The organism is Pseudomonas sp. NPDC087817, from assembly GCF_044742875.1.
Lineage (GTDB): Bacteria > Pseudomonadota > Gammaproteobacteria > Pseudomonadales > Pseudomonadaceae > Aquipseudomonas.
Genome location: NZ_JBIUVJ010000017.1, coordinates 77,810 through 98,625 on the forward strand (window position 1 = coordinate 77,810; position 20,816 = coordinate 98,625).

The window sequence follows — 20,816 nt, forward strand, 5'->3', positions numbered from 1 at the left end:
GTCAACGGCCTGACCCTCGGGTCGGTCTATGCCGATGATGCCGTAGACCATTGTGTAGCCGATGGCGATCAGGCCATAGACCGACCCGAGGGTCAGGCCGTTGACCAGTTGCTGCAGGAAAATACCATCCATAACGCAATCTCACGCAATGAGAACCTGCACACCTGTGGGTGTGCGGTTCTTCTAGGAAAAATACAGATGTACGTCGGAGCAATGTCAGAGCGCGAGTTCAGCCCCACTGATCTCCTGTGGGAGCTGGCTTGCCAGCGATAGCGGTAGAACATTCAACAAAGGTGTCGACTGTCAGGCCGTCATCGCGGGCATGCCCGCTCCCACAGGGCCTTGTGGGTTGAACTGATCGCGTCAGCCCTTACTTCTGTTTTTCCAGCTGATGGTATTTGCCGTCCTTGTCCCACTGGTAAACCACGTAGTCGGAGACTTTCAGGTCGCCCTTCTTGTCCCAGGCCTTCTCGCCCATGACGGTTTTCACCGGGTTGGTTTTCAGCCACTCGGCGGCTTTCTCGCCACTGTTGGACTTGGCGCCGTTGAAGGCGGCAGCCAGGGTCTGGACCGAGGCGTAGGCGTACAGGGTGTAGCCTTCAGGTTCGGTGCCGGCCTTGCGGAATGCATCCACAACGGTCTTGCTGTCTGGCAGCAGGCGCGGGTCGGCGCCGAAGGTCATCAGCACGCCGTCGACGTATTGCGGGCCGCCAGCGGTGGTCACCAGTTCGTCGGTCACGATGCCGTCGTCAGACATGAATTTCACGTCTTTCAGGCCTTCGGTGCGCAGCTGTTTAACCAGTGGACCGGCTTCCGGGTGCAGGCCGCCGAAGTAGACGACGTCGGCACCAGCCGCGCGGATTTTTGTGACTACGGCGCTGAAGTCTTTCTCGCCACGGGTCAGGCCTTCATACAGCACCGGCTTCACGCCGCGTTTTTCCAACTGAGCCTTGGTGGCGTCGGCCAAGCCTTGGCCGTAGGTGTCCTTGTCGTGCAGCACCGCGACTTTCTTGCCCTTGAGCACGTCGACGATGTAATCGCCGGCAACGATGCCTTGCTGGTCATCACGCCCGCACATACGGAACATGGCGCTGAGGCCGCGCTCGGTCACTTGCGGGTTGGTGGAACCCGGAGTGATCGCGATGACACCGGCTTCGTCGTAGATTTCCGAGGCTGGAATGGTGGAAGAGGAGCAGAAGTGCCCGACCACGCCGGCAACCTTCTGGTTGACCAGGTCCTTGGCGACCGTCACCGCTTGTTTCGGCTCGCAGGCGTCATCGCCCTTGACCAGAACGATTTTTTCACCGTTGACGCCGCCTGCCGCGTTGACCGCATCCGCCGCTGCCTGTGCACCCTTCATGTACTGCTCGCCAAATGCCGCGTTGGCGCCAGTCATTGGACCCGCTACACCGATTTTCACATCAGCTTGAGCAAACGCAGAAACACCCAACGCAGTAGCCACTGCGAGGGCCAGAAAGCCTTTCTTGTAAAACGTCTGGGACATGAGGTGGTGCTCCAAGGTTTTTTTTAGTTGGCACTGCGACTTCACTTCACTGAATGCTCTGAGCAAGCGCCGTGCCATCGGTTTTTTATTCTTCAAAAAGTCGCTGCTTTCTTGTTATTTCGACTGTTTCGTTCCCATTTTCATTGGGCGTGCAACCGTCTAAACCGCGGAAGGTGAAACCATTTATTTTTTAAGGCGCACCCCGCATGCGCCATCATTGCAACCGCGGCGCCAAACGACGTGCAACCAGCCTGTAACAGCCCGCGTCACCGAACTGCACACTGCTGGTGCGGGACTGCTACAACCCGCACCATTACAGGCTAGTCGCTACATCGAAAAGCGCCGCTTCCGGCAACATATTTCAACACTCAAATCACGATGCGCAGGCACTGGCCTGCGTGATACAGCGAGAACCCGGCCTCATACAGGCAACTGCGCAAGCCCACGCCCGCCAGAGGCTGCATTGGTGCAAAGGGAATCGGCAGAGCTTGCGGATTGCCGTGACACAGGTAATCAGCGAAAGCCTTGCCGACCACGGTGCCGGTGGTCACCCCGCGACCGTTGTAGCCGGTGACAGCCACCAGTCCCGGCGCCGGTTCGAACAAGCGCATGAGGTGATCAGGGGTAAAGGCAATGCGCCCGGTCCAGGTGCACTCCCACTCGACCGGTTTCAGATTGGGAAAATAATGCTGCTGAACGCGGTCGGCCCAGGCCTTGAGAAACCAGGTCGGCTTCTGGTTGCCGTTGCCGAGACTGCCGAGCAGCAGCCGCCCTTCCTTGTCGCGGCGAATGCTGCTCAAGACCTGGCGGGTGTCCCACGAGCCCTGCCCGCCCGGGAGAATCTCTTGCGCGGCGTCTTCACTCAGCGGCACCGAGGCGACCTGATAGTAATAACCGGGAAAGAAGTTGCGCTTGAGTTCGGTCCAGTCGCCTTCGGTGTAGGCGTTGGAGGCGATGACCACCTGCTCGGCCAGCACCGAACCGTGCTCGGTCTGCACGGACCATTGCGGGCCGATGCGCTCAAGACGAGTAACCGGCGAATGATCAAACATCTGCCCACCGAGCCCCTTCACGGCGTTGACCAGCCCGGTGACATAGGCCATCGGATTGAGCGTGCCGGCGCGTCGGTCGAGCAACGCGGCGGCAATTTTTTGCGTGCCGGTCGCTTGCTCGCACGCCTTGCCGGTCAGCAGCTCAACCGGTGCGCCGCGACGTTTCCATTGCTGTTCGCGACTGCGCAAATCCGCCTCACCCTTGGCGTTGTGCGCCATGTGCAAGGTGCCTTCGCGGCGCAACTGGCAATCGATGTTGTACTTATCCACAAGGCTGAACACCAGCGCCGGTGCCGCACCCAACATGCGGTTGAGCTGACTGCCGACCGCCTCGCCAAACCCAGCCTCGATCTCGTCCGGCGGGATCCACATGCCGGCGTTGACCAGCCCGACGTTGCGTCCGGAACCGCCGTGACCGGCCCGATGGGCTTCCAGCACGCAAACGGTCTTGCCTTGTTCCAACAGATGCAGCGCCGCCGACAATCCGGTGAACCCGGCGCCGATCACGCAGACATCGACTTTGACTTCGCCCCTGAGCGCGGTGTTATCCGGCCTTTGCGGCGTGAGTTTTTCCCACAGACATTCTTCGCGTAACGGCATTGCCAGACTCCAACAGAAACCTGCCAAACACAGCAAAATGATCGTTCCCACGCTCTGCGTGGGAATGCAGTCAGGGACGCTCTGCGTCCCAAAAGCGAACGCGGAGCGTCCGGTGAGGCATTCCCACGCAGAGCGTGGGAACGATCGACCTGACCGGAAAGACTCAGTCGAAGGTGATGCCCTGCGCCAGCGGCAACTCCAGCGAATAGTTCACGGTATTGGTCTGGCGACGCATATATGCGCGCCAGGCGTCGGAGCCCGACTCACGGCCACCACCGGTTTCTTTCTCGCCACCAAAGGCGCCGCCAATCTCGGCACCGCTCGGGCCGATGTTGACGTTGGCGATGCCGCAATCGCTGCCGACCGCCGACATGAATTGCTCCGCCTCACGCACGTCAGTGGTGAAGATGCACGACGACAGGCCTTGCGGTACAGCATTGTTCAAACGCAGCGCTTCCTGGAAATCGCTGTAACCGACCACGTAGAGAATCGGCGCGAAGGTCTCGCTGCAGACCACATCGCTCTGTTCCGGCATTTCAACGATGGCTGGCGACACGTAATAGGCATTCGGGAACTGATCTTCCAGTTGGCGCTTGCCGCCGAACACCCGGCCGCCTTCGCTCAACGCTTGCTCCAGTGCGTCCTGCATGTTTTCGAAACTGTGTTTGTCGATCAGCGGACCGACCAGATTGCCTTCCAGCGGATGGCCGATGCGCACTTTCGCGTAGGCGGCTTTCAGACGGGTGACGATTTCTTCTTTCACCGACTCATGGGCGATCAGGCGGCGCAGCGTGGTGCAGCGCTGACCGGCGGTGCCGACTGCGCTGAACAGAATGGCGCGTACCGCCATGTCCAGATCGGCGCTTGGGCCGAGGATCATCGCGTTGTTGCCGCCCAGTTCGAGAATGCTGCGGGCGAAACGTGCGGCGACTTTCGGCGCCACTTCGCGGCCCATGCGGGTGCTGCCGGTGGCGCTGATCAGCGCCACACGCGGGTCATCAACCAGCGCTTCGCCGGCATCGCGACCACCAATGATCACCTGGCAGAGATTCGCCGGAGCATCGCTGAAATTCTTCACCACACGGTCAAACAGGGCCTGACAGGCCAATGCCGTCAGCGGGGTTTTCTCCGACGGTTTCCATACCACCGGGTTGCCGCAGACCAGCGCCAAGGTGGTGTTCCACGCCCACACCGCGACCGGGAAGTTGAACGCACTGATCACACCAACTACGCCCAGCGGATGCCAGGTTTCACGCATATGGTGGCCCGGGCGCTCGGAAGCGATGGTCAAACCGTACAACTGGCGGGACAGGCCGACAGCGAAGTCGCAGATGTCGATCATCTCCTGAACTTCGCCCAGGCCTTCCTGGGTGATCTTGCCTGCTTCCCAGGAAACCAGCTCACCGAGATCGTTCTTGTATTCGCGCAGCACCTCACCGAATTGGCGCACCAGTTCGCCGCGACGCGGGGCCGGCACTTTGCGCCAGGCTTCGAACGCATGATCTGCGCGACTGATGTGCTGCTCGACTTCCGCCGGACCCTCCCAGTTCACGGCGGCGATGCGGCTGCCGTCAATCGGCGAATGCACCGGCACTTTGCCGTTCTGGTACAGGGCCGGGTTCACACCAAGACGATCAAGCAATGCGGCAACCATGGGTCACTCCTCAAGCAAAAAACTGAATGTGTGCGGCCGCTGTTGCACGACCGGGCAGGCCTTTAGTTGTAGCGTCAGTACGGCGAGGCAACAAACGACCTTTACGCGAGATATCATTCCGTTTATTCATGCTGCGCATAGAAAGACAAGAAAAGGATCCGTCATGCTGAACAAACGCCACCTGCCGTCGATTACTGCGTTGCAGTGCTTTGAGGCCGTGACCCGGCACCTGAGCTTCACCCGGGCCGCCGAGGAACTGAACCTGACCCAGAGCGCCGTGAGCAAACAGGTCGCGCAGCTTGAGGAATTGTTGCAGCACTTGTTGTTCCGCCGCGTACGTCGGCGTTTGCAGATGACCCCGGCCGGGGATTTGTATCTGGTCGAAGTACGAAAAATCCTCACGCAAGTGGAAATGTCGACGCATTACCTGCGTTCCTACGGCGGCGAGACCGAAGTCCTGCGCGTCTCCACACCATCGACCTTCGGCGCCCGCTGGCTGGTGCCGCGTCTGAAGGGCTGGCGTCTGCGCCATCCCTCGATTCATCTGGATTTGTGCAACGAACAGGAAGCGGATGATCTGCTGCAAGGCCGCAGCGATCTGGCGTTCTATTTTGGTCAGGGCTCACGGCCCGGCACCGAATGCCTGAAGCTGTTCGGTGAAGAGCTGGTACCGGTCTGCGCCCCCGGCAGCCTGCCCGATCAACCGTTTACTGACCCGACGCAACTCACCGATCTGGTGTTACTGCAGAATGCCTCGCGGCCACAGGCCTGGCATGACTGGTTCGACAGTCAGGGTTATCAGACCGAACACAGCTACCACGGACCGCGCTTCGAAACCTTTTATATGTGCATCCGCGCCGCGCAGGTCGGCTGCGGCGTGGCGCTGTTGCCACGGTTTCTGGTGGAAGAAGAGTTGGCCGACGGCAAACTGGTCATTCCCTGGCAGCATGCAATGCCCAGCAGCGACGCCTACTACCTGGCGTACCCGGAGCACTCGGCGGAGGTGCCGAAGGTGCGCGATTTTGTGAAGTGGATGCTCGAACAGATCGACACTCCGGGCTGAAACCCGCCCCCTGTGGCGAGGGGATTTATCCCCGATGGGTCGCGCAACGGCCCCAAAATCTCAAGAGCGACGACTGCTTTGCAGCCGGTCGGGGATAAATTTCCTCACCACAATTGACCTGACCCAGAACAGAAATCGCTGGCAATTCCCACCGCTGATATGCGCCACTAGCGCCATTGATTGATACCGCGCCAACGCGCGGCGCACCCGGAGACCCGTTTATGAGCGAGAGTGTGTTTGCCGATCGCATCGTGCAGAACCTGCTCGACACCGACTTCTACAAGCTGACGATGATGCAGGCGGTGCTGCACAACTACCCCAACGTCGAAGTCGAATGGGAGTTTCGTTGCCGTAACAGCGAGGATTTGCGCCCGTATCTGGCCGAGATCCGCTATCAGATCGAGCGTCTGGCCGAGCTGAGCCTGAGCGCCGATCAACTGAGTTTTCTGGAGCGCATCAGTTTCCTCAAACCGGATTTCCTGCGCTTTCTCGGACTGTTCCGCTTCAACCTGCGCTATCTGCACACCGGCATCGAAAACGGCGAGCTGTTCATCCGCCTGCGTGGGCCGTGGCTGCATGTGATCCTCTACGAAGTGCCGCTGCTGGCGATTGTCAGCGAAGTGCGCAACCGCTATCGCTACCGCGAAACGGTGCTGGAACAGGCCCGTGAACAGCTCTATCGCAAGTTCGACTGGCTGACCGCCAACGCCTCGGCCGACGAACTGGCGCAATTGCAGGTTGCCGATTTCGGTACCCGCCGTCGTTTTTCCTACCGTGTGCAGGAAGAAGTGGTCAACGTGCTCAAGCACGATTTCCCCGGGCGTTTCGTCGGCACCAGCAACGTGCACCTGTCCCGCGAACTGGACATGAAACCGTTGGGCACCATGGCCCACGAATGGATCATGGCCCATCAGCAACTCGGCCCGCGATTGATCGACAGCCAGATCGCCGCGCTCGATTGCTGGGTGCGTGAGTACCGGGGTTTGCTCGGGATCGCCCTCACCGACTGCATCACCACGGATGCTTTCCTCGGCGACTTCGACCTGTTTTTCGCCAAGCTTTTCGATGGCCTGCGCCACGACTCCGGGGACCCTGTGGCCTGGGGCGAAAAATGCATCGCCCACTACCACAAGCTCGGCATCGACCCGATGAGCAAGACGCTGGTGTTTTCCGACAGCCTGACACTACCCAGGTCGCTGGAAATATTCCGCGCGCTGCACGGTCGGATCAACGTGAGTTTCGGCATCGGCACCAACCTCACCTGTGACATTCCGGGTGTCGAGCCGATGAGCATCGTGCTTAAAATGACCGCCTGCAACGGCCAACCGGTGGCGAAGATCTCCGACGAGCCAGGCAAGACCCACTGCAAAGACCCGAATTTCGTCGCCTATTTGCGACACGTTTTCCAGGTTCCTGCCGATTCCAGTCTATCTAGCAAGGAGTGAATTCATGCAAGCCGTACAGCGTGAGATTGCTGAACAGCTCAAGGTGCAACCGCCGTTCGCCGACTACAAGGCCCTGCAGGCCGAAGTCGCCCGGCGCATTACCTTTATTCAGGATTGCCTGGTCAATTCCGGGCTCAAGACGCTGGTGCTGGGCATCAGCGGCGGTGTCGACTCGCTGACCGCCGGCCTGCTGGCTCAGCGCGCGATGCGCGAACTGCGCGACCAGACCGGTGACAACAGCTACAAATTCATCGCCGTGCGTCTGCCATATGAAACCCAGTTCGACGAACACGATGCCCAGGCCTCAGTGGATTTCATCGCTCCGGACGAACGCCATACCGTCAACATCGGCCCGGCGGTGAAATCGCTGGCCAGTGAAGTGGCAGCGTTTGAAGGCAAGCACGCGGTGTCGGTGGACTTCGTGCTCGGCAACACCAAAGCGCGCATGCGTATGGTCGCCCAATACACCATCGCCGGCGCGGCGAACGGATTGGTGATCGGCACCGATCATGCGGCGGAAGCGGTCATGGGGTTCTTCACCAAATTCGGTGATGGCGCTTGCGACCTGGCCCCGCTCAGCGGTCTGGTGAAAAACCAGGTGCGCGCGATTGCCCGCAGCTTTGGTGCACCGGAATCGCTAGTGGAGAAAGTCCCGACGGCGGATCTCGAAGACCTGTCGCCGGGCAAACCAGACGAAGCGTCGCACGGCGTCACCTATGCCGAAATCGATGCGTTCCTGCATGGCGAGGCGGTGCGTGAAGAGGCGTTCAACATCATTGTCGCGACCTACAACAAGACCCATCACAAACGCGTGATGCCGTTCGCGCCTTGATTGGCAACGCGCATCGGGTTTCCCGGCCCGGTGCGCGTGACAAACAGGCTTATGCTATTACGGCAATATACTGACAACCCATGATTCGGACTCACGGTCCGCCGTGGACCTCGCAATGAAGCGATATTCTCGACGCTCCAGATGAGGAATATTGACCTCCCAGTCGTTGTTTTTGTCGGCCTGGAACGGAAATAGATCTTGTGGAGGGCTGACGGAACCATCAACGATGTAACCGTGCTCTCCCCGCTCTGCTCGACCTATCAGCTTCAAAGTAGTGAACCGAGTCTCACCCGGGTTTCCAACAGGAACCAGATCATCGCCCCTGACTGATTGTATAAAGAGCTTGGTCTTTTCTCGGACCTGGACTTTCCAAGCGTTGGAACGCTGCTCGGAATCTGACGCTTTTGCAAAGAACACATAATCCTTGATCTCTGACAGTGAAACGCTGGCAGTCCAGTTCCCGTTATCGAGAACCGTTGCATCAGTCAGATAATCATCACCGTCATAAATTTTCAGTCCCAACGTATTTTCGGGTGCTCTGCCACGAAGTTGCAGTTGCAACTCCCCCGTTTCACCGCCGTCAGCAATTTCACCCTGGCTGTCTCTTATGCTGTCGATAGTTAGCAGCAATGCCGGTTTCACGGTAATACGCCACGCAACCGACTGCTGCTCCCCGTCCGGCGTCTTTACAATGAAGTCATATTCCTTTTCTGCAAACGTGTAGGCAGGCGTCTGCCACCGCCCTTCACGAATGTCGAGGCCGCTGAAAACGAGCTGTTCACCATCATAAAGATCTAATTTGCCTGCCCCGCGGGAAAACCAGCCGAACAATTGCAGTTCGGGGTCATACGTACTACCACCATTTTCAATAGGTCGCAGAGAGTCCCTGATTTGATCTATCCCCAGATCCACTCTCGGATTGACCGTGAAAACCCGTTGTTCCGAAGGGAACGTCAAATCATCCGTCTTCGCTTGAATAGCATGCAAAGTGGGCTTGAGATTCACCAGTTCCGCGATCCAGGTACCCGATTGCGTTGCAATCACATGCACGCTGTAGACGCCTCCTACAGTCGATCCTACACGGACGGAAATAAAAGGAGACGCTCGCCCTGTAACGGTTACTTGAGTTTCGTAAGTAGTGCCATTTTGTAGAATTTCCCCTTTGGAATCTCTGACAACGTCAATGAAGACCGGACTGGGGGCCTTCATATTGATCCTCCAATCATCCGACGGTAGACCATCGCCACCTGTTGCAGTGAGAAAATACATCTTCACTTCGTTTGCAAAGGGTCTGGCTTTCCAGTTTCCCAAGTCGTCAGTTGAAACCGTATCAAGCAGGCGCCCTTCATCCTTGATATGGATCTGATCAAAAGGTTGCCCCCTGCCGAATATCGTCAATAGTGCGTCGGTAGTGTCAGCGCCAGACTCCAGGAGTCGTTCGTTCGTATCTTCCACCCTATCGATCGTCGTCTGATTTTCTTGACTGCGCATCATGAAGTTCCTTTTCGCGAAAAATGAAACTTCATTCAGCTTTGTTTTGCGTAACTCGTCTACTGTCAGAAATTACAGGGTGGTACGTTTTTCCGACCAACGGTCTCCGAGAAACCAAGGCAAAAAAACACTCCAAATCAGATGCAAAAAAACGCCGCTGCGACCATGCCGCAACGGCGTTTCCAGTGAAAGCTGCCCCCTGAATTACTTCAGGGTCACAGTGCCTTTCATCATCGAAATGTGGCCTGGGAAGGAACAGAAGAAACCATATTTTTCGTTGGCATCGAGCCTCGATACATCAAAGGTCAGCGAATCGGTTTCCTTCGCGCCGATGATCTTGGTATGGGCGATGACGCGAGCATCACCGTCCTTCAGGTAGTTCTTGTCGATCCCGGCAGCCAGGCCATCGGTAGCGATAGGCTGCATGTCAGCTTCTTTGCTGATCACCAGGTTATGCCCCATCACGTTCTTCGGCAGGCTGCCGGAGTGGGTCAGCTCGACGGTGAAAGTCTTGCAGCTCTTGTCGATCACGATTTCCTTGGTGTTGAAGGACATCTGATCGGTGGAGTCAACGGTGGTTTTGCACTCGGCAGCCATCAATTGGCTGCTGGCCAGCGCCAGCAGGGATACCGCAACAACTTTGGAAAACATGGTGAATCTCCAAGGCAGGGTTAACAAAATCACGAATGGTTGAAAGACTGCCTGAAATCTTCGCAAGTTCCTATGACTTGAGTCAAAAATTGTATACAACTTTCAGGCTATGACACTCATCGACACAATCTAACGGCCAGATTCTCCGGCCAGCCCTATGATCGGCGCATCTACTGAGACGGAGTGCCTGTCATGTTCTTTAACGGTCTGTTGTGCAGTTTGCTTGCCGCCTACGCCTGTGGCGCCAGCGGTACCTTTGAATCGCCGGAACGCGAAGTCTAGACCTTGGATCAAGGCGTGCCAGCCAGTACCCTGTGACGGATTGACCCAGGAGAAAGGCATGTCTCTGAAATCCGTGTGTGTATTTTGTGGTGCCAACGCTGGCACTGTTCCGGCTTATACCGAAGCTGCTGTTGCCCTTGGCAAGGCCCTCGCCGAGCGCAAGCTGACGCTGGTCTATGGCGGTGGCGCTGTCGGCTTGATGGGGATTGTCGCCGACGCCGCGCTGGCTGCTGGCGGTGAAGTGATCGGCATCATTCCGCAGAGCCTGATGGACAAGGAAATAGGCCACAAAAGCCTGACGCGTCTGGAAGTCGTCGACGGCATGCACGCCCGCAAGGCACGCATGGCCGAACTCAGTGATGCCTTTATCGCTCTGCCAGGCGGCCTTGGCACGCTGGAAGAACTGTTCGAAGTCTGGACCTGGGGCCAACTCGGCTACCACGGCAAGCCGCTGGGCTTGCTGGAAGTGAACGGTTTCTACAGCAAACTCACGGCTTTTCTTGACCATATCGTCGGCGAAGGCTTCGTTCGCGCGCCACACCGTGACATGCTGCAAGTGAGCGAATCGCCGCAAACACTGCTCGAGTCTCTGGATAACTGGCAACCGACCGTCACACCCAAGTGGGTCGATCAGAAACCCGGCTAACCGTCGGGCACCGATACAGGGCAGAATACGCGCCGCTCAACCTCACCTTCGACCTAGAGGATCGCCCATGGCCAAACCCAATTATTCCTTCGCCAAACGTCAACGAGACCTGGCAAAGGAGCAGAAGAAAGAGGAAAAGCTTCAGCGCAAGAAACAAACCGCTGAAGAAGCAGCACTGAACCCTGAGGGTGAAGTGGCAACAGAAGATGATGTTGATGCAACCGAAACACCGAAAGATCAGGCGCCTGACGCCTGAGCCCCACCGGGTTTGATCATCGAATCAGACCCAGCGGATTTGTGACGGGGCTGGCGGCTTCACCGCCGGCCCTCACAGCCTTCACTCCTCAGAATTCGATACGAAACCCTGTGGGAGCGGGCTTGCCCGCGATGGCTGCGGCACATCCAACAAAGTCGTCACAGATACTCCGTCATCGCGGGCAAGCCCGCTCCCACAGAATTCGTTATCACTCATTCAATGGCATCACGGTAACGCGGACTTCCGGATCATGGCTGCCGCCACCGAGTATCACCCCACGCAACGGCGAAACATCGGAAAAATCCCGCCCCCACGCCAATGTGATGTGCTCCAGCGCAGGCCGCACGTTATTGGTCGGATCAAAATCCACCCAGCCCAGTACCGGGCAAAATACCGAAACCCACGCATGCGACGCATCGGCACCAATCAGCCGTGGCTGCCCCGGTGGTGGCTGCGTGAGCAAATACCCGCTGATGTAACGCGCCGCCAACCCTCGCGAACGCACACAGGCCAGCATCAGGTGGGCGAAGTCCTGACAGACACCACGGCGCCGCTCCAGCACTTCCACAAGTGGCGTTGCCACCTGGGTCGCTTCGGCATCAAAAGTGAATTCGCTGAAGATCTTCTGCATCAACGCCTGCACGCCCAGCATCAAGGGCTGGCCCGGTGGAAAACAACTCTGCGAAAACTCGACGAAGCTGCGTTTCAAATGCACGTACGGTGACTGAAAACGGTAGCGGCACGCCTCAAGCAACTCGGCAGACAACGGCTGGCTGCTGTAGGTCAGCGCATTGCGCGTCAGCTCCCACGCCGGCGACTGAGTGAAATCCAGCGCCGGCCGCGCCAGCACTTCGACGGTAAGGCGAGCATTGACCTGCAACTCATCATGCGGTCGCTCGAACGCCAGCCGGGTCAGCGGATTGCCGAACACATCCAGCTCATCGCGCCGAGCTGTCGGCTCCGGGCTGATCAGCAATTGCTGCTCGGTGCAGCGCTGCCAGCTGCACTCGCGCGGCCACAAGTGCGCCAGTTGCTGCGCCAGGGAAACCGGGCTGTCGTAGTGATAACAGGTGTCATGAAAGATCTGGTAATGCGCGTTCATCAGACGGACACCGTACGCTGGCTGACATCATCGACGTGGGCGAAATGGCGCAGGGCCAGGCGATCCGACACCTGTCCGCTGGCATCGGCAATCTCTTGCAGCAGATCCGCCAGGCCATCAAGCGCCGCACGAACGCTGGACGCGCCGAACAACGGATTCTCCAGACAGGCCAGATCAAATCGCGCCAGACGCTCGACCAGTTGCGGCAATCCGGTTTCCCGTGGCACGCCGAAATCATCGTTCAAGCGCTTCAAGGTGCGGGTCACCAGTTTCAACTGGAACAGCACCGCATGCGGGTTCTGTTCATCGAGCAGCAACAGGTCGAGCACCGGAATTAATTGAGCCACCGCCAGATAACGGGAACGGTAGGTGATGCTGCTGTTGCCCAACTCCAGCAGCCATTCAAGACCTGCCTGATCAAACGCCCCGGCCCCGCGCAGGAACGCCGCCAGACTGCTGCTGAGAAACTGCAGGCGCTCGATGCGCCGACCGATCATCAGGAAGCGCCAGCCTTCGTCGCGGGTCATGTCGTCGAGCGCGAAACCCGATAGCGCTGCCAGCGACATCACCAGACGGTTGAGAAAATCCAGCAGTTCGCCGAAGTCCGGCTCGTCGGTGTCCAGCTCCATCGCTTCGCGCTGCAATTCGACCAACGCCTGCCAGTTCTCCCGCGAGAGCTTGCCGCGCACCTGCGAGGCCGCCCACTGCAAGCGTTGCAGGTTGGAGCGCAGGCTGAATGACCAGTCCTCGCCCAGCAACGCCGCCAGCAATCGCTCCGGCAACTCGCCCTCCTCCGGCAGCAGCATCAGGCGCTCGCCCAGTTCGACAGCCGCCTGCAAGGCTTGCGGATCGTCGCCATCGACATAGCGCGCGAGCATGATCCGCAGCAGTCGCGCACTGTCATCGCAACGCTCGCAATAACGCCCGAACCAGAACAGGTTTTCCACCACTCGCGATGGCAAATAGGGATCGCGGCGCACCAGATCGTGCACGCCGACATTGCGTTGGGTTTTCCATTGCTCGCCACTGGGCGGTCGATCACCCAGCACCCACGTGTCCTTGCTCGCGCCGCCGCGCTGCATCGACACCACTTCTGCATCCGCCTCGGCAGCCACGCGGGTCAAACCACCGGGCAGCACTCGATAACCGTCATGGCTGGCCACCGCATACATGCGCATGCCGATCGCCCGGGGTTGCAGCTGTCCGTCCTCGGCCTGCCAGATCGGCGCCTGCGACAGCTGGGCCAGTTCTTGCGCTACATACGCATAAGGTCGCGCCTGCATGCGCTCGGCGAGGGACTGGCGCTGTTTTTCACTCAGATCACGGCCAAATACCGGTGCGAAACTTTGTGAGGGAAACGCCGGTTTGATCAACAGCTCAGGCAGTTTTTCCAGCGCCTGGGCCAATACCGGCGCCTCGCCACACCACCAGGTCGCAATGGACGGCAGAATAAGTTCTTCGCCGAAGAGGAATTGGTTGATCCTGGGCAGAAAGCCGAGCAAACCCGGCGACTCGAGCACACCGCTGCCGAGCGCGTTGGCGACCAGCACCCGTCCCTGGCGTACCGCCTCAAGCAAGCCGGGAACGCCCAGCGCAGAGTCCGTGCGCAACTCCAGTGGATCGCAGAAGTCGTCATCGAGCCGGCGCATGATTGCGTGTACCCGGCGCAGGCCGCTGAGGGTTTTCAGGTAAACCGTGGCATCGCGCACCGTGAGGTCGCCGCCCTCTACCAGCGGATAGCCGAGCTGGCGCGCCAGATAAAGATGTTCGAAATAGCTTTCGTTGAATCGTCCCGGAGTGAGCAATACCACCAGCGGCGCGTCATCGTCGCAGGGCGCCTGCCGGACCAGGGTTTCCTGCAAGGTGCGAAAGAACCCCGCCAGATGCTGCACTTTCAGATCACGGTACAACTCGGGGAAGGCGCGGGAGACGATGGTGCGGTTTTCCAGCGCATAGCCCGCGCCCGACGGCGCTTGCGTGCGATCTGCGGTGACCCACCAGCGCCCGTCCGGCGTGCGCGCCAAATCGACCGCGTATAGATGCAGAAACGCTCCTTCCGGCGGCGCGATGCCCTGACAGGGCCAGAGAAAATTGTTGTGCCCGAACACCAGTTCCGCCGGCAGCAGGCCTTCGCTGATCAAGCGTTGCGGCCCGTACAAATCGGCCAGCACGGCATTGAGCAACCGCGCCCGCTGGGCAATCCCGGCCGACAGTTGCTGCCACTCATCCGCCGCAATCACATGGGGCAGCAGATCCAGCTCCCACGGGCGATCGGCACCTTTGGGGTCGGCATAAACGTTGTACGTGACGCCGTTTTCCTGAATCTGCCGCGCCAGCAACGCCTGACGCTGCACCAGTTGAGCGGGTGTGCTGCGCTGCAATTGATCGAACAGCCGTTGCCAATGCGGACGCACCGCACCACTGCTATCAAGCAGTTCGTGATAAGTGCCCGCCGTCAGCGGGTAGCGGTCTAGCAGGTCAGGCATGGAAAGCTCGGCAGACAGCAAGGAACGGTCAGACTAACGCAGGCACATGACGCGCGGATATACGAAAAATCCGCGTGTCGCGTGCGATTCAGAAACGTCGTAAATCGAGAGTCATGGGTAGCTCGTCGGAGATGGTCAGATCAGGTATAGGAAGTTTCCCAGGCGTGTGTCCTACCCGGAAAAACCGCGCCATGCGCCGGCTCTCCGCTTCGTTGGCGTTTACCGGCAGCGTCTCGTAATTGCGCCCGCCCGGATGGGCGACGTGGTATTGGCAACCTCCCAGAGAACGGCCCATCCAGGTGTCGAGCAAGTCGAACACCAACGGTGCATGTACCGCAATCGTCGGTTGCAAGCAGTTGGCCGGTTGCCAGGCGCGATAACGCACGCCTGCCACGAACTCGCCAACACGCCCGGTCGGATGCAGCGGCACCGCAACGCCATTGCACGTCAGCAGATAGCGCTGCGGCGGCAAGCCCTTGAGCTTGACCTGCAAGCGCTCCAGCGATGAATCGACGTAACGCACCGTGCCGCCCGTCGCACCCTCCTCCCCCAGCACATGCCACGGCTCCAGCGCCTGACGCAGCTCCAGTTCAATGCCATTGACGGCGTAATCGCCGACCTTGGGAAAACGAAACTCCAGATGCGCCGCGAACCACTCGGCCCGCAGCGGATAGCCTGCGCTATTGAGTTCGACGATCACGTCGGCGAAATCCTGCTCGATGAAGTGCGGCAGCATGAAGCGATCGTGCAACTCAGTGCCCCACCGCGCCAGTTTCGGCGGCGCATACGGCTCGCGCCAGAAGCGTGCAACCAGCGCCCGCAGCAACAATTGCTGAGCCAGGCTCATGCGCGCATGCGGTGGCATTTCAAAGGCGCGCAATTCCAGCAGGCCAAGCCGCCCGGTAGCGCCGTCCGGCGAATAGAGTTTGTCGATGCAAAACTCGGCTCGGTGCGTGTTGCCGGTAACGTCGATCAGCAAGTTGCGCAGCAGGCGATCCACCAGCCACGGTGCACATTCCTCACCTGGCTCGGGCATCTGCGCGAAAGCGATTTCCAGTTCGTACAGTGCGTCGTTACGCGCTTCGTCGACCCTCGGCGCCTGAGATGTCGGGCCGATGAACAACCCGGAAAACAGATACGACAACGACGGATGGTTGTGCCAATAGCTGATCAGGCTGCGCAGCAGATCGGGACGGCGCAAAAACGGCGAGTCCCCAGGCGTCGCGCCACCGAGGACGAAGTGGTTACCGCCGCCCGTACCGGTATGGCGACCGTCGATCATGAACTTTTCAGTGGTCAGGCGCGTCTGCCGCGCCTCTTCATAGAGAAACTCGGTGCGCTCGACCAACTCATCCCAGGTCGCTGACGGCTGCACGTTGACCTCGATCACGCCCGGATCCGGGGTGATGCGAAAATTACTCAGACGCCCATCACTCGGCGGCTCGTAGCCTTCCAGCAGCACCGGGCAATGCAATTCTTCGGCGGTGGCCTCGATGGCCGCGACCAACTCCAGATAATCCTCGACTCGCTCCAGCGGCGGCATGAACAGGTACAAGCGCCCTTCGCGGGCCTCGGCGCAGAACGCGGTGCGGGTCAGCCAGTCGGCGGACTCGTCGATCTGCGGCGCACGCTCGTCCGCCGTTGCCGTTTCGCCATGACTGTTGAGCTGTGCGGTATCCGGCAGCACCGGGAAGTCCTGATTCGGGTCCTGAGCATGAATAAACGGATACTCGGCCGCTTTTACCCAAGGCTGCGAGCCCAACGGCAAACGGTAGCCCAACGGTGAATCCCCAGGCACCAAGCGGCAATGCTCGTCGCGCAGATACCAGCGCCCGCTCTGCCATTGATCGCCCTTGGCGGTGCGTGCCAGCGGTAGCACTTGGCCGATCACCTTATCGAGGCCCTGACTGAAGACCTTGCGCAGCCGCGCACGCTCCAGCGGCTCCTCCAGACGCGAATCTTCGGCGCTGACGTTGCCGGGCAATGTGCCCTCGCGCCAGAGGTAATAGAAATTGTCCTCGTAGGCCGGGAATACAAACCGCGTGGGAATTTTCAGGCGTTCGGCGACGCTCCTCAGAAAGCGTCCGGCCAACTCACCATCAGCGCCGTAATCTTGCTGTTCGTCGGCAATCAACGCGGCGTTTTGCCAGATCGGCACGCCATCGCGGCGCCAATAGCAATTGAGCGACCAGCGCGGCAGTTGCTCGCCCGGATACCACTTGCCCTGGCCAAAATGCACCAGACCTTTGGGGGCGTAATGCTTGCGCATGCGCTGGAACAGCTCTGCAGATAGGCGGCGCTTGTCCTCGCCCAAGGCAGCCGTGTTCCACTCGGCGCCATCCGGGTCATCGATTGACACAAAGGTCGGCTCGCCGCCCATGGTCAGACGCACGTCGCCGTCCAGCAGGTCAGCGTCGATCTGCCGGCCCAGGGCTTGAATCGCCAGCCATTGCTCGTCGGTATAGGGCTTGGTGACACGCGGCGCTTCCCAGATCCGTTCAACCGACATTTCGTGGCTGAACTGTGTCTCGCAGGGTTCGACCATCCCGCTGATCGGCGCTGCCGAGGACGGATCGGGACTACAGGCCAGCGGAATATGTCCTTCACCGGCAAATAACCCGGAAGTGGCATCGAGGCCGATCCAGCCTGCGCCCGGCAGATACACCTCGCACCAGGCGTGCAGGTCGGTGAAGTCCACCTCGGTGCCGGACGGGCCGTCGAGGCTTTTCACGTCCGCCGTCAACTGGATCAGGTAACCGGAGACGAATCGCGCCGCCAGCCCGAGGTTGCGCAGCAGTTGCACCAGCAGCCATGCCGAATCGCGGCAGGAGCCGGAGGCGTGTTCGAGGGTGTGTTCCGGGGTTTGTACGCCCGGCTCCATGCGGATCAGATAATTGATGTCTTCGCTCAGACGCTGATTGAGCGCGACCAGAAAATCCACCGCAGGCAATGGCGTGCGGTCGATGCCGTCCAGATAGGCCTGGAACTTTGGCGTCAGCGGCAATGTTTCGAGGTATGGCGCCAGCTCTTTGCGTTCATCGGTAGCGTAGGTGAACGGGATTTTCTCGGCATAGGGTTCGAGGAAGAAGTCGAACGGGTTGAACACCGCCATCTCGGCCAACAGATCGACTTCGATCCGTAGCTCATCGGTTTTTTCGGGGAATACCAGCCGGGCGAGGTAATTGCCCTGCGGGTCTTGCTGCCAGTTGATGAAATGCTGCTCGGGCGAGACTTTCAGCGCATACGAGAGAATCCGCGTGCGGCTGTGGGCGGCCGGGCGCAGGCGGACGATCTGCGGGCCGAGTTCGACAGCGCGGTCGTAGCGGTAATGCGTGACGTGATGCAATGCGACATGAATCGACACGGCGTGCCTCCTGCGAGCCTAAGCGTATTCGAAAGCGCGCAAAACTTATGCCATGCAGTGGCTTGGGCGCTTTCCTGGAATGCTTAGGGGAGTACAGCACCAAAATCGGGCGATGCGGAGAAATGGTTTGGCGAGTTTGCGCCTAAATGTGGCGAGCAGGTGTTTATGGGGTGTCTGACCTGACGCCATCGCTGGCAAGCCAGCTCCCACAGATTTCTCTGTCGCCCACAGAACCGTGGCCACTAAAGATCCCTGTGGGAGCTGGCTTGCCAGCGATGGGGCCAGTGGTAACAACACATTTCGGGAGACCTGAAATGCAAAACGCCAACCCGAAGGTTGGCGTTCTGTTTTAGCGCGGTACGACCGGCTTGCGCGCCGGCTTCGGCCCTTTGCCCTTGGCCGCGTCTTTACGCTCCTTGGCGGCCTGCTGGTTGCGGGCAAATGCCGCAGCCTTGGCCTGTTCACGCTTGTCCCAAGGATTACCGCCATCACTGGCACGCGGCGGCAAACCGGTGTGCTGAGTGAGGATCTTGGTGGTCTTCTCTTTGCCTTCCTTCGCCACTTTATGGCTGCCGGCCGGTGTCGAGTTTTTACGACGGGCGCTCTGGTAGCTGTCGGTGGCCGGCTGATGCAGCGGGATCAGCTGATCCTTGCCCGGACCGATCAGGTCGCTACGGCCCATGCGTTGCAGTGCTTCACGCAGCATCGGCCAGCCTTTCGGGTCGTGATAACGCAGGAACGCCTTGTGCAGACGACGCTGCTCTTCGCTCTTGACGATGGTCACGCCGTCGCTCTTGTAGGTGACCTTGCGTAGCGGGTTCTTGCCCGAGTGGTACATCGCGGTGGCGGTGGCCATCGGCGACGGGTAGAACGCCTGCACCTGGTCGGCGCGGAAACCGTTGCCCTTGAGCCACAGGGCCAGGTTCATCATGTCTTCGTCGGTGGTGCCCGGGTGGGCGGCGATGAAGTACGGAATCAGGTACTGCTCTTTGCCCGCTTCCTTGGTGTACTTCTCGAACATGCGCTTGAACTTGTCATAGCTGCCGATGCCCGGTTTCATCATCTGGTTGAGCGGACCTTCCTCGGTGTGTTCCGGGGCGATCTTCAGGTAACCGCCGACGTGGTGGGTCACCAGCTCCTTGACGTACTCCGGCGACTCGACCGCGAGGTCGTAGCGCAGGCCGGAAGCAATCAGAATCTTCTTCACACCCGGCAACGCACGGGCGCTGCGGTACAGCTGAATCAGCGACGAGTGGTCGGTGTTCAGGTTCGGGCAGATGCCCGGGAACACGCACGAAGGCTTGCGGCACGCGGATTCGATTTCCGGCGTCTTGCAGGCGATGCGGTACATGTTCGCGGTCGGGCCGCCGAGGTCGGAAATGACGCCGGTGAAGCCCGGCACTTTGTCGCGGATCTCTTCGATTTCGCGAATGATCGACTCTTCGGAACGGTTCTGGATGATCCGGCCTTCGTGCTCGGTGATCGAGCAGAAAGTGCAGCCGCCGAAGCAGCCACGCATGATGTTCACCGAGAAACGGATCATGTCGTAGGCCGGAATCTTCTCCTTGCCGTACGCCGGGTGCGGAACACGCGCGTAAGGCATGCCGAACACGTAGTCCATTTCTTCAGTGGTCATCGGAATCGGCGGCGGGTTGAACCAGACGTCGACTTCGCCATGCTTCTGCACCAGCGCACGGGCGTTGCCCGGGTTGGTTTCCAAGTGCAGCACGCGGTTGGCGTGAGCATAAAGAACGGCATCGCCACGGACCTTTTCTACCGATGGCAGACGAATCACGGTCTTGTCGCGGGTCATGCGCGGGCTGGCCAGGATCTGCACGACCTTGGCTTCCTGCGGATCTTCGACCGGACCCTTTTCCTGCTCGATGGCGCAGGCCTGAGTGTCCTGGGTATTCACGTACGGGTTGATGATCTTGTCGACCTTGCCCGGACGGTCGATGCGCGTGGAATCGACTTCGTACCAGTCTTTCGGCGTATCGCGGCGAATGAACGCGGTGCCGCGCACATCGGTGATGTCTTCGATCTTGTGCCCGTAGGACAGACGCTGGGCGACTTCGACAATCGCGCGTTCGGCGTTGCCGTACAGCAGGATATCGGCGCTGGCATCGATCAGGATCGAGTTACGCACGCGATCCTGCCAGTAGTCGTAGTGGGCGATGCGGCGCAGGGAGGCTTCGATGCCACCGAGCACGATCGGCACGTGCTTGTAGGCTTCCTTGCAGCGCTGGCTGTAAACCAGGCTCGCGCGGTCCGGACGCTTGCCGGCCATGCCGCCCGGGGTGTAGGCGTCGTCGGAGCGGATTTTCTTGACGGCGGTGTAGCGGTTGATCATCGAGTCCATGTTGCCGGCCGCGACGCCGAAAAACAGGT

The 20,816-nt window shown here is 59.6% G+C and carries 14 protein-coding genes and 1 pseudogene; 5 read left to right on the top strand and 10 right to left on the bottom strand.

What is annotated here, in order from left to right:
- The 4 genes and pseudogenes from ACIONG_RS14420 to ACIONG_RS14435 all read right to left on the bottom strand — a co-directional run.
- Positions 1–132 (bottom strand): annotated as a pseudogene (locus tag ACIONG_RS14420) (hypothetical protein); the annotation flags it as partial.
- Between the two features lie 238 nt (positions 133–370).
- Positions 371–1,504, bottom strand: coding sequence for an ABC transporter substrate-binding protein (locus ACIONG_RS14425; protein ID WP_103304687.1), 1,134 nt, complete (start codon positions 1,502–1,504; stop codon positions 371–373).
- 368 nt (positions 1,505–1,872) lie between these two features.
- Positions 1,873–3,156: an NAD(P)/FAD-dependent oxidoreductase gene (locus ACIONG_RS14430; protein WP_401300367.1), complete on the bottom strand. Its 1,284-nt coding sequence runs from the start codon at positions 3,154–3,156 to the stop codon at positions 1,873–1,875.
- Between the two features lie 163 nt (positions 3,157–3,319).
- Positions 3,320–4,810 carry an aldehyde dehydrogenase family protein gene (locus ACIONG_RS14435; protein ID WP_103304685.1) on the bottom strand — a complete coding sequence of 497 codons (1,491 nt, stop codon included), beginning with the start codon at positions 4,808–4,810 and terminating at the stop codon, positions 3,320–3,322.
- Positions 4,811–4,973: 163 nt separating this feature from the next.
- Here ACIONG_RS14435 and ACIONG_RS14440 point away from each other — a divergent pair, with 163 nt between their 5' ends.
- The 3 genes from ACIONG_RS14440 (at position 4,974) to nadE (ending at position 8,150) form a co-directional block, all read left to right on the top strand.
- The gene (locus ACIONG_RS14440) at positions 4,974–5,873 is read left to right on the top strand and encodes a LysR family transcriptional regulator (protein ID WP_103304684.1); all 900 of its coding nucleotides are present in this window, start codon (positions 4,974–4,976) and stop codon (positions 5,871–5,873) included.
- Between the two features lie 221 nt (positions 5,874–6,094).
- Positions 6,095–7,318: a nicotinate phosphoribosyltransferase gene (gene pncB, locus ACIONG_RS14445; RefSeq protein ID WP_103304683.1), complete on the top strand. Its 1,224-nt coding sequence runs from the start codon at positions 6,095–6,097 to the stop codon at positions 7,316–7,318.
- 4 nt (positions 7,319–7,322) lie between these two features.
- The gene (gene nadE, locus ACIONG_RS14450) at positions 7,323–8,150 is read left to right on the top strand and encodes an ammonia-dependent NAD(+) synthetase (RefSeq protein WP_103304682.1); all 828 of its coding nucleotides are present in this window, start codon (positions 7,323–7,325) and stop codon (positions 8,148–8,150) included.
- Positions 8,151–8,207: 57 nt separating this feature from the next.
- Here nadE and ACIONG_RS14455 read toward each other — a convergent pair whose 3' ends face one another.
- Positions 8,208–9,641, bottom strand: coding sequence for a hypothetical protein (locus ACIONG_RS14455; RefSeq protein ID WP_401300372.1), 1,434 nt, complete (start codon positions 9,639–9,641; stop codon positions 8,208–8,210).
- A gap of 204 nt (positions 9,642–9,845) precedes the next feature.
- The gene (azu, locus tag ACIONG_RS14460) at positions 9,846–10,292 is read right to left on the bottom strand and encodes an azurin (protein WP_401300375.1); all 447 of its coding nucleotides are present in this window, start codon (positions 10,290–10,292) and stop codon (positions 9,846–9,848) included.
- Between the two features lie 340 nt (positions 10,293–10,632).
- Here azu and ACIONG_RS14465 point away from each other — a divergent pair, with 340 nt between their 5' ends.
- Both ACIONG_RS14465 and ACIONG_RS14470 read left to right on the top strand, forming a co-directional pair.
- Positions 10,633–11,220, top strand: coding sequence for a TIGR00730 family Rossman fold protein (locus ACIONG_RS14465; protein ID WP_103304679.1), 588 nt, complete (start codon positions 10,633–10,635; stop codon positions 11,218–11,220).
- A gap of 67 nt (positions 11,221–11,287) precedes the next feature.
- Positions 11,288–11,476 carry a hypothetical protein gene (locus ACIONG_RS14470; RefSeq protein ID WP_095121840.1) on the top strand — a complete coding sequence of 63 codons (189 nt, stop codon included), beginning with the start codon at positions 11,288–11,290 and terminating at the stop codon, positions 11,474–11,476.
- A 208-nt stretch (positions 11,477–11,684) separates the two neighbouring features.
- On the opposite strand, the gene ACIONG_RS14475 is transcribed toward ACIONG_RS14470, so the two are convergent.
- The 4 genes from ACIONG_RS14475 to ACIONG_RS14490 all read right to left on the bottom strand — a co-directional run.
- Positions 11,685–12,578: a transglutaminase family protein gene (locus ACIONG_RS14475; RefSeq protein WP_213027386.1), complete on the bottom strand. Its 894-nt coding sequence runs from the start codon at positions 12,576–12,578 to the stop codon at positions 11,685–11,687.
- A complete protein-coding gene (locus ACIONG_RS14480) occupies positions 12,578–15,064 on the bottom strand; it encodes a circularly permuted type 2 ATP-grasp protein (protein WP_401300380.1) in 2,487 nt (828 codons plus the stop codon). The genes ACIONG_RS14475 and ACIONG_RS14480 overlap by 1 nt, the downstream gene beginning before the upstream one ends.
- Positions 15,065–15,152: 88 nt before the next feature.
- Positions 15,153–18,428, bottom strand: coding sequence for a DUF2126 domain-containing protein (locus ACIONG_RS14485; RefSeq protein WP_401300383.1), 3,276 nt, complete (start codon positions 18,426–18,428; stop codon positions 15,153–15,155).
- Between the two features lie 349 nt (positions 18,429–18,777).
- Positions 18,778–20,816 (bottom strand): YgiQ family radical SAM protein (locus ACIONG_RS14490; protein WP_401300386.1); only part of this gene is annotated, 2,039 nt, incomplete at its 5' end.

Bases quoted from the DNA above. Each gene is read 5' to 3' on its own strand.
- ACIONG_RS14425 (WP_103304687.1), bottom strand. From the start codon at position 1,504: ATGTCCCAGACGTTTTACAAGAAAGGCTTTCTGGCCCTCGCAGTGGCT.
- ACIONG_RS14430 (WP_401300367.1), bottom strand. From the start codon at position 3,156: ATGCCGTTACGCGAAGAATGTCTGTGGGAAAAACTCACGCCGCAAAGG.
- ACIONG_RS14435 (WP_103304685.1), bottom strand. From the start codon at position 4,810: ATGGTTGCCGCATTGCTTGATCGTCTTGGTGTGAACCCGGCCCTGTAC.
- ACIONG_RS14440 (WP_103304684.1), top strand. From the start codon at position 4,974: ATGCTGAACAAACGCCACCTGCCGTCGATTACTGCGTTGCAGTGCTTT.
- pncB (WP_103304683.1), top strand. From the start codon at position 6,095: ATGAGCGAGAGTGTGTTTGCCGATCGCATCGTGCAGAACCTGCTCGAC.
- nadE (WP_103304682.1), top strand. From the start codon at position 7,323: ATGCAAGCCGTACAGCGTGAGATTGCTGAACAGCTCAAGGTGCAACCG.
- ACIONG_RS14455 (WP_401300372.1), bottom strand. From the start codon at position 9,641: ATGCGCAGTCAAGAAAATCAGACGACGATCGATAGGGTGGAAGATACG.
- azu (WP_401300375.1), bottom strand. From the start codon at position 10,292: ATGTTTTCCAAAGTTGTTGCGGTATCCCTGCTGGCGCTGGCCAGCAGC.
- ACIONG_RS14465 (WP_103304679.1), top strand. From the start codon at position 10,633: ATGTCTCTGAAATCCGTGTGTGTATTTTGTGGTGCCAACGCTGGCACT.
- ACIONG_RS14470 (WP_095121840.1), top strand. From the start codon at position 11,288: ATGGCCAAACCCAATTATTCCTTCGCCAAACGTCAACGAGACCTGGCA.
- ACIONG_RS14475 (WP_213027386.1), bottom strand. From the start codon at position 12,578: ATGAACGCGCATTACCAGATCTTTCATGACACCTGTTATCACTACGAC.
- ACIONG_RS14480 (WP_401300380.1), bottom strand. From the start codon at position 15,064: ATGCCTGACCTGCTAGACCGCTACCCGCTGACGGCGGGCACTTATCAC.